The sequence below is a fragment of the Amycolatopsis sp. DSM 110486 genome (assembly GCF_019468465.1).
GTDB lineage: Bacteria > Actinomycetota > Actinomycetes > Mycobacteriales > Pseudonocardiaceae > Amycolatopsis.
This window is the reverse complement of record NZ_CP080519.1, coordinates 8,589,160-8,602,911: the sequence shown is the minus strand read 5'-3', so window position 1 is coordinate 8,602,911 and position 13,752 is coordinate 8,589,160. Positions and strand designations below refer to the sequence as shown.

Here is a 13,752-nt window from a genome sequence, read left to right as displayed (position 1 = left end):
CGGTCACTGTCGCCGGCGTTCGCATTGCTCGCCGATCACGCGCTGCCCGGTGTCCTCGGCGTCGTCGAGCATTCCGACCGCCAGGCGGTTCTCAGGTGCCGCGGCCCGTGGTTCGCTGCAGTTCGTCGATCCGCTCCGATGCCTCGGCCTTGGTGAGCTCCTCCGGCACGTCCACGCCGGCTTCCTGCGCCAGCGTCCGCAAATAGGACTTCTGCGGGCCGGTCATGGGTTCGTCGCCTGTCGTCCAGTCGCTTGGGTCCTTCTGCGGATTCGGGTCGATCTGGTCCGTCATGGTTTCCCCCTTTCGAACGTGTGTTCGTACGTAAGCGACGATACCCGAGGGGTCCGACAAACGCCGATCAGGCGCGCCGTGACCGGAATTCGTCGGCGGCCGGCGGTAGGGTTGGGCTTCCGGTACTTGTCGGCTGTGGTCGCGGCGTTGCGCGAGCACCCGCACGTCGACACCGAGACGGTGATCACGTTGGTGCGGGCCGATCTCCCGACGGTGCCGCACCAGGCGTTCTGCGACGTGCTGCGCGCGATGTACTTCTCCGCTGCGCGAACGCAGTATCTCCACCCAGGCACGTGTGACGCGGCCGGAGGCGGGTATCCGGGCCCGACCGGACAACGGGAGGAGGCCCGTCTCATGTACGGCGATGTCGAGACGTTCCACGAAAACGGCTTGTGGAAGAACAAGATCGACGGTTATCAGCGCGCGTCGAACACGTTCAAGGACCGCGCGATCGCCGTCAAAACGGGGCGGCACATGGCGAAGGCCCGCCGCGTCGCTCACCGCGTGCGCGACGAGCTCGGCTCCCTCGTCAGCCACGAGGACTACCGCACCCACCACAAGGGAATACGGGTGGAACGGGGTTCCTGATCGCACTTCCCGGCTTCGACGTCCATTGAGGACAGTAGCGTGGCCTCGCGTGTTTCTTGCACGCGCAGTCCGCGCGGGGCCGGAGATCAATCCTGGCAACGAACCGTACGCCAACAGCGCGGGTGCGGCCGCCGGTGGTCACTCCGTCGTTTCGGGATCTGGCGCGATTTGCACACTCGGTTGGGCGTCCACCACGCGGGCGCCGAATCGGCGAAGATTCGGCACGGCCCCCTCATCGGGCGTCGGCCGCGAGAACCTCGCGTATCCGACATCCAGGAGGTAATTCCCATGGCCGACTACCACCACAGTGCCTCGGTCGAGCTGCCGGCGGACGAACTGTTCGCCTATCTGCGGGAGCCGCGGAACCTGCCGCACTACTTCACGCAGATGCAGGAGGCCGAGCCCCAGGGCGGCGAGGCTGTCCACGTCGAGGCGGAGATCCACGGCGAGCACATCGAGGGTGAGGCCTGGCTCAAAGTCGACGAAGCCAACCGCACGTTGTCCTGGGGTTCGCAGGGCCCGCACGACTACCAGGGCGAGCTGAGCATCGCCGACGCCGGCCCCGCCGCGAGCCGCGTGGAGGTCACGCTGCGCAGCGTCCGCGAGGGCTCCGGGGAGGAGATCCAGCGCGGCCTGGAGGAAACGGTCGCGGCGCTGGCGTACACCGCCGTCGCCGACTCGGACGTGGAGCGCAACGATCGCGAGGGCGACCCGGCGGGGAGTTAGTCGGATTAGTGGGCTGCTGCTACTCGCCAACTTGCACCGAAAGGCCGCAGGTGTGTAGCCCGACTGGGAACTGTTGGCGCAGGGCGCGCCGACGTCGAAGCACCCCGATGGAGTTATCCCAGCTGTTCCGCGTTTTGAGGTGGAAGGCGCGGTTGGGGCACTCTCGGACGATGCTGGTCTGGGCGGGGGGTAGAGCGCCGGTGCACGCGGCGGCTGTAGCGCTGGGACCGTACGGGATTCCCGTGCGACGGCCGGGAATCCTGCGGCACAATCCCGGTAGCCGTGCGATCACAGGCCGGTCCGGTGTTCACCGATAGCGAGAGCGGCGACGGCAGAGCCGCCAGGTCCCAGTGGTGCGCCGGCGCGGAGGTCGAAACCTGGTTTCGCCGCGACAGCGCGAAGTTTGTCCGGTCGGTCGGCGGGTAATCGGCGGTGACCCTGACGCCGAGGAGGCCCCGATGACGACCGTACCCGCGGAAGAAGCGGACGAGACCGCCGCCGGCGCTACGGCACTGCGGGAGGTGCTGCCCGCGTTCCCTGCGGGGTCGGCGCTCCCCGCGCGCGGCCTGCTCCGCCTGCCTGGCGTCTACCGTCCGCAAGCTGACACGTGCCTGCTGGCGTCCGCGGTGCGCCGGGCCGGGGTGCCCGTCGCCGCCCGCGCGCTCGACTTGTGCACCGGCACGGGCGCGCTTGCTATCGAACTTGCCCGGGCGGGGGCAGAATCCGTGCTGGCCGTGGATCTTTCGCGGCGGGCGCTGGCGTCGGCACGGGTGAACGCCGCCGTGCGCGGGCTGCCGGTGCGCGTGCGCCACGGCGGCCTGCTCGCCGCCGCGACCGGGGGTCCTTACGACGTCGTCGTGACCAATCCGCCGTACGTGCCAGTGCCGGCGGAACAGGCTCGGCCCGACCGCCGATGCGACGCCGGGGCCGACGGACGCGCGGTGCTGGACCCGTTGTGCGAGGGCGCCCCAGCACTGGTTGCGCCAGGAGGGTTCCTGTTGCTGGTGCAGTCCGTGATGGCCGGCGTGGACCGCTCGGCCCGGCTGCTTACCACCGCGGGCCTGCGGCCGCGGGTCGTCGCCCGGGCGGTGGTCCCGTTCGGACCGGTCCTTTCCGGACGGACGGACTTCCTCGAGGAGTCCGGCTTCGTGGCCCCGCATGTGCGCGAAGAGGAACTGGTGGTGCTCCGTGCCGACCGGTGAGGGCCGGGACCACCGGCGGGTGCGGATGGTCCCGGGTGGGCCGCTGCTGATCGAAGGACCGGTGGAGCTGCAGACGCCCGAAGGCAACGTCGTGCGCTCCGACCGTTTCCTCGTGGCCGTGTGCACCTGCCGGCGCAGCAAATGCTTCCCGCTGTGCGACACCAGCCACCGTCAGCGGGTCCGGACTCAGGGCAAGGGCTGACGCAATGATGACCGCCCGGCGCGCCAGCACCCCAGCAGGTGCTCGCCGAGGCGGTCCTCGAGGTGGTTCGTGGCCTGCACACCGAACACCACGTCCGCCGCGAGCGCCGGTTCCTGATCGAGCAGGTCGCCAACCACGTCGTGGCGCATCACCTGTTCGTGCACCGCGTCGGCCTCGATGTGCTCGGTGTAGAAGAACTTGCACTCCGTGGCCGCGCCGAGCCGGGTGAGCGCCTGCACCATGCGCTGCGCCGAGGGCGCGGTGGTGATCTCCGCGGCGGCGAAGTGGCCGACGAGCGCGCCCCGCAGGGCGCGGTGGAGCCCGAACAGCGACATCGCGTTGACGATCGCCAGCATCGGCGCAGGCACGTGGTCCAGCAGGGCCAGGTAGCCGTCGGGGAGCCCGGCGCCGCGCAGCAGGTCGGCGAACAGCCGCGAGTGGACGTACTCCGGGCGGCCGCCGCCGAACTCGTCGAACTCCACGGCCACGAGCGCCGCCTTGGCCCGGCCCCGCAGGCGCGGGATGACCCACGCGTGCGGATCGGCTTCCTTGAGGTGGTAAATCGAGCGGTGGGCGAACAGCTCCCGCACCTGCCAGCACTCGCCCTCGTCGCGCAGGTAGTGGGATACGCCGGCCGCGTCGATCGGCTCGACCAGCAGCGCGGCGAACTCGCCGTCGACGTCGTCGCCACCGGGCGCCGCGGCGCGCAACGCGCTCAGGAAGCGCTCTTCCAGCGCAGCCCGCAACCGCAGCAGCTCAGGGTCCCACTCCCAGCCGGCGTCGACGCCCGGCAGACCTTGGTAATGCAGCTCGTAACACAGGTGCAGGGCCAGCTGCAGGTCGTCGCCGAATGGATCGGCGTCTGCGATCGCGTCGAGCGGCACAGCCTGCCCTGGTGGAGGAGCGGACAGCGTTTCGGCGACGGCGGCCGACAACGGCCCACGGGCCGTGGGCAGCTCGGTGGACTGCAGAGTCTTCATGACCGGAGGGTTACCCCGCGGCGGCCGCTTCATGCCCCGCTACGGGCACGGTGTGTTCCTCGAGCAGCCGCACCACCGCGCGCAGCCCACCGGCCGCCGCGGCGCGCTGCGCAGCCGACCCCGTGCCATCGACGAGCACCCGGCCGGCCAGCGACCCGGCAAGGGCGAGGTCGCCGGCTTCCTCGAGCGCGCCGGCCGCGTGCGTGAGCAGGTCTTCGACGAGTTCAGCGCCCGGGCGCTGCCGTTCGAGCCGGGGATCCACCAGAAGCCCGGTGAGGCCGTGGCGCGCGGCGGCCCAGACAGCGGCGGCACACACCTGCGGCGACAGGCGCGGGCCTTCGATCCCGCGCTCCAGGTCGGCCAGCGCGGTCCGCACGAGGGCGCGGGACAGCACGGCTTGCAGTACCGCGCCGTCGACCGTCGCGGCGGTGTCGGCCACACGCAGTTCCACCGTCGGCAGCCGTGGTGACGGCCGGGCCAGCCAGAAACTCTGGTTGCGGTCGACGAGCGCGCCGCACTCCACGAGCGCGTCGACCGTGCTCTGGTACTCAGCGTGGCTGCGGAAGTACGGTGCGACGCCGGAACCGGGGAAGCGGGTCTGCAGCACCATGCGCCAGCTGTGGTAGCCGGTGTCGCGGCCGTCGGCGAACGGCGAGTTGGCCGACAGCGCCAGCAGCACCGGCAGCCAGGGGCCGAGGTGATTCACCACCGCGACGGCAGTGTCCGGGTCGTCGACGCCGACGTGCACGTGGCAGCCACAGGCTTCGTAGTCGGCGGCGAGAGGTCCGTAGGCCTCGTGGATCTCCGCGTATCGGCCCTGCGGCTCCGGCTGCGCCCCACGCCCCGGCAGAGACACGGGCGTGCCGGACGCGACGAGCGCGCAGTCCTCGGCGGCCGCGGCAGCGGCGAGCAACCGGCGCCCGCTGGTCATCTGGACCCGCAGCTCGTCGGCACTCGTGCAGACGCCGGTGGCCAGCTCCAGCTGCGTCGGGCGCAGCTCCCGTTGCACGATCGCGCCTTCCGGCAACCGGCCGTGGTGCCCACAGCGCGCCAGTACGCGGTCCGCGCACGGTGCCGTCCGGCCCGTGCGCGGCTTGACGAGAAGGAACTCCTCCTCGACCCCGATCGTCGTCCCCGCCCCATCCATGAGAACTCGGCTACCCGTTTGCGCGGCGGTGAACCGGGACCGCGCGCCGGAGACAGGCCTCGCGCAACGTGACGTCGAGCCGCGGCGAGATCGGCACGAGCCAGTCGGGTTGCGCGCGCTCCTCATCGCGCGGCTGTTGCGCGCCGAGGGCCGTGAGCGCTGCACCAGCGGTGGCCCCGGAGGGCGGGCTCACGAGGGGACCACCCAAGACCACCGCGGAGAAGCCACTGGCCGTCATGACCGGCACGTCGAGCGGCATCGGGCTCGAATTGACCAAGCAGTTCGCCCACCACGACTTCGACGTCATGCTCGCCGCTGACGACAATGAGCTGACCGAGGCCGCCGAGCAGGTCCGGTCTTGCGGCGCGACGTTTGGGCAAGTGCGGACGGATCTCACCCGCCGCGAAGGCGTGGAAGAACTCGTCGAGCACGTCGCCGCCACGGCCGCCCGGTCGAGGCGCTTGCCGTCAACGAAGGCGTCGGGATCAACGGCGAGTTCGTCAGCGACACGCGCCTCGACGACCAGCTGACCGTCGTGGACCTGAACGTGCGCTCGGCGGCGCACCTGGCCAAGCGCGTGGTACCGGCCATGGTCGAGCGCGGTCGCGGACGGGTGCTGTTTACATCGTCGATCGCGGGGACCGCGCCGGCGCCGTACCAGGTCGTCTACTCCGCGTCCAAGGCGTTCCTCACCTCGTTCTCCGAGGGCCTGCGCGCGGAGGTGAAGGACAAGGGCGTGACGGTGACGGCGCTGCTGCCCGGCGCTACCGACACGGGGTTCTTCGAATGCGCGGGCATGGAGGATACGAAGATCGGCGCGGGCAAGAAGGACAGCGCGGCCGACGTCGCGGAAGCCGGGCTCGGCGCGCTCATGGCGGGCGAGGACAAGGTCGTGGTCGGGGCCAAGGACAAGGAGACCGCCGCCGCGTCGCAGACGCTGCCGGACGCGGCGAAGGCGGCGCAGCAGGGGAAGATGATGAAACCGGGTTCGGCCGAGGAGTGACCAAGAGGCCGGTCGGATTACCGTGCGCTGTACCAGGGTAGTTCTGCAAAGTGCGAATCGTGATCACCGGTGCGAGTGGGAACATCGGGACGGCGCTGTTGCGCGAGCTGGACTCCTCGTGGGAGGTGACCGGCGTCGCGCGGCGCATCCCCGACCTCGCCGCCGAGCCGTATTCCGGTGTGTCCTGGCTGCAGCTCGACCTCGGTGAACCCAGGGCCGAGGAAGCACTGGCGCGGGAGTTCGACGGTGCGGACGCGGTCGTGCACCTCGCGTGGGCCACATCGCCGGCGTGGGGCGAGCCGGCGATGTGGCGCACCAACGAGGACGCAACCCGACACGTGCTCGACGCCGCGGCGAAAGCGGGCGTCGGGCACATGGTGTGCGCGTCGTCGGTGGCCGCGTACGGGCCAGGGCCGCACGGCGAGAAGGTGGCCGAAGAGTTCCCGCGCACCGGGATCCCGGTCAGCGCCTACAGCCGCGGCAAGGCGGAGCTGGAGACGGTGCTCGACGCGTTCGCCGCGGCGCACCCGCAAGTCGAGCTGGCACGGATCCGACCGTGCGCTGTGCTGCAGCGGCCGGCGGCGGCCGAGTTCACGCGCTGGCTGCTGGGCCCGGTGATCCCACCCGGGCTGCTGGGCGCGCGGTTGCTGCCCATCCCGCTGTGGAGCAGCCTGCGAGTGCAGGCGGTGCACTCCGACGACGTGGCCTCGGCCGTGCGGCTGATCCTGGAGCAGCGCGCGACCGGACCGTTCAACCTCGCCGCGCCGGACGTGCTGGACGCCAATGCCCTCGCACGGCTCGTCGGCGGCCTGCGCCTGCCGGTGGGCAAGCCGGTGGCGCGGTTCGCGGCCCGCCTCGCCTGGACGGCCGGGCTGCAGCCGCTGCACCCCGGATGGCTCGAACTCGCCGACCAGGCGGCACTCGTGGACACGACCCGTGCGGAGCTCGTGCTGGGGTGGCAGCCTCGGCACAGCACCGAGGAAACGCTGGCGGAGCTGGTCGAGGGGTTGCGCGGCAAAGCGGCCGGGGCGTCGCCACCGCTGGCAGGGGCGGCCACCGGCTTGCGCGCGCGAGTGCGCGCACTCGCGCGCCGGCGGCCGACGCACCAGTCGCAGGCGTGAGGGGGCGTGGTGGAGACCGTCGACGCGATCGTGGTCGGGGCCGGGCACAACGGACTCGTGGCCGCAAACCTGCTGGCCGGTGCCGGCTGGGACGTGCTGGTGCTGGAGGCGACGGACACGCCGGGTGGTGCGGTGCGCACCGCCGAGGTGACCGCGCCGGGCTTCCGCAACGACCTGTGCAGCGCGTTCTTCCCGATGTCGGCCGCGTCGCCGATCATGCGCGGGCTGGGGCTGGAAAACCACGGCCTGCGCTGGCGGCACGCGCCCGACGTGCTCGCGCACGTACTGCCGGACAACCGCTGCGCCCTGCTGTCGCGCGACGTCGACCGCACGGCCGCGTCCGTAGACCGATTCTCCGCCGGTGACGGCGACGCGTGGCAGGAGCTGTTCGGCCAGTGGCGGCACCTGCGCGACCAGCTGCTCGACGCATTGTTCACGCCGTTCCCACCCGTGCGGCCGGCCGCCCGGTTGCTGCGGCGCACCGGTACCGCGGACGCCCTGCGCCTCGCGCGGATGCTGACGTTGCCCGTCCGCCGGTTCGCGGAGGAACGGTTTTCCGGGGCGGGCGCGCGATTGCTGCTGGCGGGCAACGCCGCACACAGCGACCTGTCGGTGGACAACGCCGGCAGTGCGGTTTTCGGCTGGCTGCTGGCGATGCTGGCGCAGGACGTCGGGTTCCCGGTGCCCGAAGGCGGCGCCTGGGAGCTGGTGTCGGCACTGGTGAAGCGCCTGGGCGACCGCGGCTCGGTCCGGTGTGGACGGGAAGTCAACGAAGTCCTCGTCGCCGGCGGCCGGGCGGTGGGCGTGCGGTGCGCCGACGGCGACGCGATCCGCGCGCGGCGGGCCGTGCTGGCCGACGTGCCTGCGCCTGTGCTGTACGGGAAGCTGGTCGCGCCGGAGTGGCTGCCCGCCCGGCTGATCCAGGATCTGGACGGGTTCGAGTGGGACAGTGCGACCGTGAAGGTCGACTGGGCGTTGTCCGGCCCGGTGCCGTGGACGGCGCACGAAGCCGCGGGTGCCGGGACCGTCCACTTGGGCTGCGACGAGGACGGCTTGGCCGCCTTCGGCGCCGAACTCGCCCACGGCCGCGTGCCCCGGCGACCGTTCCTGCTGCTGGGCCAGATGACCACGGCCGACCCGACCCGCTCACCCGCGGGAACCGAAGCGGCATGGGCCTACACCCACGTGCCGCGCGGTTCGGTCACGACGCCGTCCGCGTTGTCGCGGCGGGCGTCGGCCATCGAGGACTCGATCGAACGCCAGGCGCCGGGCTTCCGAGACCGCATCCTGGCGCGCTACGTCCAAGGTCCGGCCGAGCTCGCCGCCCACGACCGGAGCCTCGTCGGCGGTGCCATCAACGGCGGCACCACCGCGATCCACCAGCAGCTCTTCTTTCGACCCGTGCCCAGCCTGGGCCGCGCCGACACCCCCGTGGACCGCCTCTACCTCGCCGGCGCTTCCGCCCACCCCGGCGGCGCCGTCCACGGCGGACCGGGCGCCAACGCAGCCCGCGCGGCGTTGGCGCGCAACGGAATCTTCGGTGGAGGTTACGCGACGCTGATCAAGGCGGCGCACCGCGCAGTGTACGGCTGAGCGCCGTCCGCAGGGCGTCCATTGAGGATTCACGAACCGGCGCGGCCGAACACGGTTCCGGGTTACGGCCCGACGGCCCTGCGGGCCCGGCCCTCCGCCAGCGTGGCCAGCCGCGCCAGCGACTCGCGATTGCGCGGCCGCAGCACCAACGCCTGCAGGGCTTCGGGGAGCAACTTTCCCGGCCCCCGCAAGGCACGCTCGCGCATGCGCACGAGCGTGCCTCCGCTGGGCCCATCGTCGGGGGTCAGCGTCACTTCGACGTCCGCTGTGCCGAAGGGCCAGCCCTGCGCCTCGAGCCGGAGCGATTCCCCCGGTGAGACGGCGAGGACGACCGTGGTGTCCTCCAGCTGCAACGGCCACGCACCGACACTGTGGTGCAGCCGCGCGCCGACCGCGGGCCAGGCCGCGTCGACGTCCCGGATGTGCGAGCTGCCGACCACCCAGCCCGAATAGGCCCAGCCGTCGCCGAGGACGGCGAACACCGCAGACGGTGGGGCGTCGACCACGCGGGTCACTTCGATCATCGGTCCCTCCTCGGCGGCCGGCATTCAGCCCTGCCGCGGTGGTAGTGGGCGCTCACACGCGGTGGCACCCTGCGCTGTGCTGCGGACAGTCGTGTCCGGCGCGTTCCGGCGGCGTGGCCTGGCCTCGGACATCGGTGGTCCCCTTCGTTTGCGGTCCGGTTACCCGCGGGTGAGCTGGGTAATCAGGCGCCGGCGAGCGAGTTCAAAGCAGAGCGCCGGATACCGGGCACCCCCGACCGGGTGTTCGTCCTCGCCGCTGACACCGGTCGGCTCGGCGCGTGGCTGCCCGGGCGCATCTGCGCCCGCGAAGGCGAACCACCGGGTCTCGACGTTGGCGTGTACCCAGTCGACGGCGCCGACCGGCCACCAGTGGTGCTGACCGCGCTGCGCACCGGCTGCGGCTCCGGCGTCGCCACCGCGTAAGGCAATGGATTATCCGGGACAAACCATCGGCACGGGGAAAGCGAGGATAGCCATGACAGCCTGGTGGGGATACCGGGGACTTCGGGCTGCTTTGGCTGCACCGGCCCGAGACGCGGGAGTCGGTGGATCCGCTGGCGGCCTACCCGAGCGCGCACGAGCTCGCTCTCCCGGACGCAGACGCGGCGCACACCCTGCTCATGCTGCCGCGGATCACGCAGAAGATGCAGCACAACGACGGCGCCGGTTGGCGGCAACCGCAGTCGCTCACGGTCCCGCGAGCTCTCTCCGGCAACCAGGAAGCCCCCTCCTCCACAGCGCGACCGGTGACCCCCACCGGCGATCCGAAGTCTCCCGCCTCGGAAAGACTGCATCCGTCGGCGTAGCGACGGAACCCGTGACGACACGGGTACGCGCCTCGGAATCCGGCAACATCTCCGGCGACCTCTTCCCGGAACCCGGTTCAGCTACCGCCGCGCCACCGGCACCCGAACAGCTTCGGACGACGGCACCACCAACGCCAGCACCGGAAACCGAAACCGAAACCGATCCAGCTTCAGCTCCAGAGACGCGATCCTCAACGCCCGCCGGAGCCGGATCGTCCGAACCGGCTCCCCGAAAACCGATCAAGCTCCGCGACGTCGCGCGAGCATTCGCGACCGTGCCTGTGGAACCGCAAGGCGGCCCAACAGCCGCTGCTTGACCGCAGGGCCACCTGCGGACACGCCATCTCCAGGCCACATGGTGGTCTTCGTCGGCGCGCCACCACGGGGTCTACCCGATCATCCCCGTGGGAAACACGCAGAACGGTGGGCGGATGCAACGCGCGAGCGACAGCGTGAATGTCCGGACGCCCACCTTTGGGTTTAGCCGCAGGCACTGCACCCGCGCAGAGTCGCGCCCTGCGGGCCCGGGGGTTCCCAGACCCCGGATCGCGGGGCCCGTCTGCCGGCCTCCGGGCGCTCGTGAACCGGTGAGTCGCTACCCGCGCCAACTGTCCCGGCGCTGGCGATCCAACGTCCTTCGGCGCTGCGCCCGAGACGCAGTCACGCAGCGACGTTCAGCGGGGCCTGGCTCGACCCCTGCTTCGCCCTCGGCAGAACCGCATCCGACGAGGTCACGAGGGCGCCGATGGCGGCGGCCATGGGCTCACGCAAGCAATTCGACCTGAGTGGCGGCATCGGCCATGCCTCTTGGTCCGGTCAACCGCGCTCTGCACGGTGGAGCGGAGTCAGCGCTGGTCAAGCTGGGTGCGCAGGTCGTGGATCGTGTTCTCGGCGTCGGCGAGCTGGTCTTGCAGGCCGATGATGCGGGCGGCGGCGGTGAGGGTGTGGCCTTCGTCGAGTTGTTCGCGCAGCCGGACCACGAGGGTGAGCTGGCGGCGGGAGTAGCGGCGGTGGCCGCCGTCCGAGCGCTGTGGGCGCACCAGGTCCGCAGTGTCCAGGCTACGCAGGAACGCTTCCTGCACGCCCAGCATCTTCGCGGCCTGTCCGGTGGTGAAGGCTGGATAGTCCTGGTCGTCGAGGTTGCCCAGATCAGCCACACACATCTCCTTGACCGGTCGTCACGCTCCCCAGGAACTCCAGATTATCTAGCGCGAGCACTTGACACAACTTGCAGTGCGCGCTATAGAAATGGATGAGCGGTACATGACCTGGTCTCAAGCACGACGACGTTGCCGGGGAGTGATCGACGATGCCGGACATCACCCGCCGCGAGGCGGTGACCAGCGGGTTCGCCGAGCTGGTGTGCGCCGATGCGGCCTGGCTGCGCGCGGAGTTCGACGCGATCATGTCCGCCAATTTCGACGCTTTCCCTCCGTATCCAGCGAGGCGCCGGCCTGGATCCACAGGTCCGCAGCGATCCGGCCGCAGGCCCCGCGCCGTCGCCACCGGCGGCCGGCTGGTTGGCGTGGTGCCGGCGATACGAGGTGGGCATCGGCAGCGTTCCCCTCCGCTGACCGGTGCGCTCCTGTGGTCAGCGAACGCGACGGTGATCTCGAAAGGCAGGTGATGCCAGCACACCTGGAGCCCGCTCGGCTGTCGTTCTTTCGCCCCGGCGGGGATGTCTGCATCGACAGACGGCCGAGGAGACCTGGCAGTGGTCCCGGCCCGGCGTCTCGTGGCGCACCCCTCGCGACACCTCCGGCCCGGCGGTATGGCAGCCGGGACGGGCCCCGGGTGATCGAAGGATCGATTGCACACACAGGATTCTCAAGAAGTGTTTCCCACCGAATTGGTCCCGGCCCCGCCGCCAGCGTTGCGGCGGGAGCCGGACCCCGACGATGACACGAAACCAGCCCTTGCCTCCGCACAAGGCAGGGTGGCGTACAGATTGACGAGCCGCCTCCGGCCCCGGCACACCGGTGGCGGTACAGGGAAGGAGCGAAGGAGGGATGGTCATGTTGATGCGGACCGACCCGTTCCGGGAGCTGGACCGGCTGACCCAGCAGTTCTTCGGCGCCAACGGCACCACATCGCACCCGGCGGTAATGCCGATGGACGCCTACCGGGCCGGCAACGAGTACGTGGTGCAGTTCGACCTGCCCGGGGTCGCGCCGGACTCCATCGACTTGGGCGTGGAGCGCAACGTGCTGACCGTGAAAGCCGAACGCACGCCGGCCTACGACGAAGGCACCGAGGTCCAGGTGTCCGAACGACCACGCGGGGTGTTCTCCCGCCAGCTGTTCCTGGGCGACACCCTCGACGCCAACAACATCGCAGCGCACTACGAGACGGGTGTGCTGACGCTGCGGATGCCGATCGCCGAACAGGCCAAGCCACGCAAGATCGCGATCAGCGGCGAGAGCGAGTCCAAGCAGATCAACGCCTGAGCGTCTCGAACCCCTGGCTCGGCGTTGTGGCCCCGCCCGCGTGGCATCGAATGCTGCCGGGCGGGGCCGCGTCGCCGTCGACCCTCGCACAGCAGGAGGAAAGCGGTACCGATGGCTACCACCCGACGCCGACCGGTCACGATCGCCACCACGCTGGCCACCACGGCCCGCGACCTTCGGCGCGCGGTCCGCGCGGCCGATCCGGCCAAGACGCCCAGCCTGGCACAGCTGCGTGACTCCGGCTGGCAGCTGACCCAGCTCACCGGCGAGCTGACCGATCTGGTGACCCTCCTGGCCGAACACACCGGCCACCACACCCAACGTCCCGGGCAGCTTCGCCAGGCCGACGGCGCGCCGGGCACCGCATATCTGGCCTCCGCATGCCGGGAACTGGCCACCCTGCGCCGCGCCCTCGACACCGCCCACAGCGCGGCGCGCGACTACTACACCGAGATCAGCCAGCTCAACCCAGCTGTGCCCGGTTCGCTCCGGTCCTGGCCATGAACCCCTCCCACCCCGCAGACCTGCCCGACCCCCACGCGGTGCTCGGCGTGGCACCCGGCGCCAGCACCGCCGAGATCACCGCCGCCTACCGGCGCGCCGTGCGTGAGTGCCACCCCGACACACCACACCCGGACCGCGAACGACTCGCGGCCGTGATCACCGCCTACCGCCACCTCCGCGACCACCTCGCGCGGCAACCCACCGAACCGCACCAGCGCCCCACACCAGGCCACGACATCCACGTGCGCGTGCACCCCCGCACCACACCGCCAGAACCAGACGTGCGCGCCGGCCCCGTCCACCGCCACCCTCACCGACACAGCTGGTGACCGCGGAGCTTCGGTTTGGGCACCGACGAGCGCGCGATCGCGGCATGGATGGCGAACATGCGGCCGTTCTGCTCGGTCTCGTCACCGAAGACGTCCGACTCGGCGGAGAGCCCACCACAAAAGATCTTGTAACACCACGGCGCCGGTACCCCGCACCGAGACGACAATCGTGGACACGCAGCGCGACGGCATGGCGCGCGGCGGACCCACCGGCAGGACGTTCACCCCCCTCGCCTGCCGGTGGGCCGCATTACGCGAGTGCCGCCACGACGCCCGCGAGGCCGGCAT

16 protein-coding genes and 1 pseudogene are annotated in these 13,752 nt (G+C 71.1%); 12 read left to right on the top strand and 5 right to left on the bottom strand.

All coding sequences use genetic code 11. The features are described from left to right. Positions 1-91 precede the first annotated feature (91 nt). A complete protein-coding gene (locus tag K1T34_RS41505; protein ID WP_220240141.1) occupies positions 92-292 on the bottom strand; it encodes a DUF3072 domain-containing protein in 201 nt (66 codons plus the stop codon). Positions 293-418: 126 nt separating this feature from the next. Between K1T34_RS41505 and K1T34_RS53965 the strand changes: the two genes are divergently transcribed. The 4 genes from K1T34_RS53965 to K1T34_RS41485 all read left to right on the top strand — a co-directional run bounded on the left by K1T34_RS53965 (position 419) and on the right by K1T34_RS41485 (position 3,010). Then, positions 419-880 carry a DUF2188 domain-containing protein gene (locus tag K1T34_RS53965; protein WP_255637946.1) on the top strand — a complete coding sequence of 154 codons (462 nt, stop codon included), beginning with the start codon at positions 419-421 and terminating at the stop codon, positions 878-880. Between the two features lie 288 nt (positions 881-1,168). Beyond that, entirely contained in the window at positions 1,169-1,606 is a 438-nt protein-coding gene (locus K1T34_RS41495) for an SRPBCC family protein (RefSeq protein ID WP_220240140.1), read from the top strand. Between the two features lie 458 nt (positions 1,607-2,064). Beyond that, positions 2,065-2,808 (top strand): methyltransferase, encoded by a 744-nt coding sequence (locus K1T34_RS41490; RefSeq protein ID WP_220240139.1) that lies wholly within the window; start codon positions 2,065-2,067, stop codon positions 2,806-2,808. Next, a complete protein-coding gene (locus tag K1T34_RS41485) occupies positions 2,795-3,010 on the top strand; it encodes a CDGSH iron-sulfur domain-containing protein (protein WP_220240138.1) in 216 nt (71 codons plus the stop codon). Before K1T34_RS41490 ends, K1T34_RS41485 begins: the two co-directional genes overlap by 14 nt. Here the strand turns inward: K1T34_RS41485 and K1T34_RS41480 are convergent. Both K1T34_RS41480 and K1T34_RS41475 read right to left on the bottom strand, forming a co-directional pair. Continuing rightward, the gene (locus K1T34_RS41480) at positions 2,995-3,990 is read right to left on the bottom strand and encodes an iron-containing redox enzyme family protein (RefSeq protein WP_220240137.1); all 996 of its coding nucleotides are present in this window, start codon (positions 3,988-3,990) and stop codon (positions 2,995-2,997) included. The genes K1T34_RS41485 and K1T34_RS41480 overlap by 16 nt on opposite strands. A 10-nt stretch (positions 3,991-4,000) precedes the next feature. Next, positions 4,001-5,137 (bottom strand): glutamate--cysteine ligase, encoded by a 1,137-nt coding sequence (locus tag K1T34_RS41475; protein ID WP_220240136.1) that lies wholly within the window; start codon positions 5,135-5,137, stop codon positions 4,001-4,003. 236 nt (positions 5,138-5,373) lie between these two features. Between K1T34_RS41475 and K1T34_RS41470 the strand changes: the two are divergent. The 3 genes and pseudogenes from K1T34_RS41470 (at position 5,374) to K1T34_RS41460 (ending at position 8,854) form a co-directional block, all read left to right on the top strand. Then, a pseudogene (locus K1T34_RS41470) lies at positions 5,374-6,140 on the top strand (SDR family NAD(P)-dependent oxidoreductase). A 50-nt stretch (positions 6,141-6,190) separates the two neighbouring features. Further along, positions 6,191-7,261, top strand: a complete 1,071-nt coding sequence (locus tag K1T34_RS41465; protein ID WP_220240135.1) for an NAD-dependent epimerase/dehydratase family protein — start codon at positions 6,191-6,193, stop codon at positions 7,259-7,261. A 9-nt stretch (positions 7,262-7,270) separates the two neighbouring features. Then, positions 7,271-8,854, top strand: a complete 1,584-nt coding sequence (locus tag K1T34_RS41460) for an NAD(P)/FAD-dependent oxidoreductase (protein WP_220240134.1) — start codon at positions 7,271-7,273, stop codon at positions 8,852-8,854. Positions 8,855-8,916: 62 nt separating this feature from the next. Here K1T34_RS41460 and K1T34_RS41455 read toward each other — a convergent pair whose 3' ends face one another. After that, the gene (locus tag K1T34_RS41455) at positions 8,917-9,378 is read right to left on the bottom strand and encodes an SRPBCC family protein (RefSeq protein ID WP_220240133.1); all 462 of its coding nucleotides are present in this window, start codon (positions 9,376-9,378) and stop codon (positions 8,917-8,919) included. A gap of 240 nt (positions 9,379-9,618) precedes the next feature. On the opposite strand from K1T34_RS41455, the gene K1T34_RS41450 reads away from it, so the two are divergent. After that, a complete protein-coding gene (locus K1T34_RS41450) occupies positions 9,619-9,801 on the top strand; it encodes a hypothetical protein (RefSeq protein ID WP_220240132.1) in 183 nt (60 codons plus the stop codon). A gap of 1,228 nt (positions 9,802-11,029) precedes the next feature. Here K1T34_RS41450 and K1T34_RS41445 read toward each other — a convergent pair. Then, positions 11,030-11,347 carry a MerR family transcriptional regulator gene (locus K1T34_RS41445; protein ID WP_220240131.1) on the bottom strand — a complete coding sequence of 106 codons (318 nt, stop codon included), beginning with the start codon at positions 11,345-11,347 and terminating at the stop codon, positions 11,030-11,032. A gap of 146 nt (positions 11,348-11,493) precedes the next feature. Here K1T34_RS41445 and K1T34_RS41440 point away from each other — a divergent pair, with 146 nt between their 5' ends. The 4 genes from K1T34_RS41440 (at position 11,494) to K1T34_RS41425 (ending at position 13,464) form a co-directional block, all read left to right on the top strand. Further along, complete coding sequence (locus tag K1T34_RS41440) at positions 11,494-11,811, top strand: hypothetical protein (RefSeq protein WP_220240130.1); 318 nt, start codon at positions 11,494-11,496, stop codon at positions 11,809-11,811. 388 nt (positions 11,812-12,199) lie between these two features. Further along, a complete protein-coding gene (locus K1T34_RS41435) occupies positions 12,200-12,631 on the top strand; it encodes an Hsp20/alpha crystallin family protein (protein ID WP_220240129.1) in 432 nt (143 codons plus the stop codon). Positions 12,632-12,742: 111 nt separating this feature from the next. Then, positions 12,743-13,135, top strand: a complete 393-nt coding sequence (locus K1T34_RS41430; protein WP_220240128.1) for a hypothetical protein — start codon at positions 12,743-12,745, stop codon at positions 13,133-13,135. Next, positions 13,132-13,464, top strand: a complete 333-nt coding sequence (locus K1T34_RS41425; protein ID WP_220240127.1) for a J domain-containing protein — start codon at positions 13,132-13,134, stop codon at positions 13,462-13,464. Before K1T34_RS41430 ends, K1T34_RS41425 begins: the two co-directional genes overlap by 4 nt. The last annotated feature ends 288 nt before the right edge of the window (positions 13,465-13,752 follow it).

What these genes read in the sequence shown, in the direction of transcription:
- K1T34_RS41505 (WP_220240141.1), bottom strand. Translation starts at nt 292, where the DNA reads ATGACGGACCAGATCGACCCGAATCCGCAGAAGGACCCAAGCGACTGG.
- K1T34_RS41495 (WP_220240140.1), top strand. Translation starts at nt 1,169, where the DNA reads ATGGCCGACTACCACCACAGTGCCTCGGTCGAGCTGCCGGCGGACGAA.
- K1T34_RS41490 (WP_220240139.1), top strand. Translation starts at nt 2,065, where the DNA reads ATGACGACCGTACCCGCGGAAGAAGCGGACGAGACCGCCGCCGGCGCT.
- K1T34_RS41480 (WP_220240137.1), bottom strand. Translation starts at nt 3,990, where the DNA reads ATGAAGACTCTGCAGTCCACCGAGCTGCCCACGGCCCGTGGGCCGTTG.
- K1T34_RS41475 (WP_220240136.1), bottom strand. Translation starts at nt 5,137, where the DNA reads ATGGATGGGGCGGGGACGACGATCGGGGTCGAGGAGGAGTTCCTTCTC.
- K1T34_RS41455 (WP_220240133.1), bottom strand. Translation starts at nt 9,378, where the DNA reads ATGATCGAAGTGACCCGCGTGGTCGACGCCCCACCGTCTGCGGTGTTC.
- K1T34_RS41445 (WP_220240131.1), bottom strand. Translation starts at nt 11,347, where the DNA reads ATGTGTGTGGCTGATCTGGGCAACCTCGACGACCAGGACTATCCAGCC.
- K1T34_RS41440 (WP_220240130.1), top strand. Translation starts at nt 11,494, where the DNA reads ATGCCGGACATCACCCGCCGCGAGGCGGTGACCAGCGGGTTCGCCGAG.
- K1T34_RS41435 (WP_220240129.1), top strand. Translation starts at nt 12,200, where the DNA reads ATGTTGATGCGGACCGACCCGTTCCGGGAGCTGGACCGGCTGACCCAG.
- K1T34_RS41430 (WP_220240128.1), top strand. Translation starts at nt 12,743, where the DNA reads ATGGCTACCACCCGACGCCGACCGGTCACGATCGCCACCACGCTGGCC.
- K1T34_RS41425 (WP_220240127.1), top strand. Translation starts at nt 13,132, where the DNA reads ATGAACCCCTCCCACCCCGCAGACCTGCCCGACCCCCACGCGGTGCTC.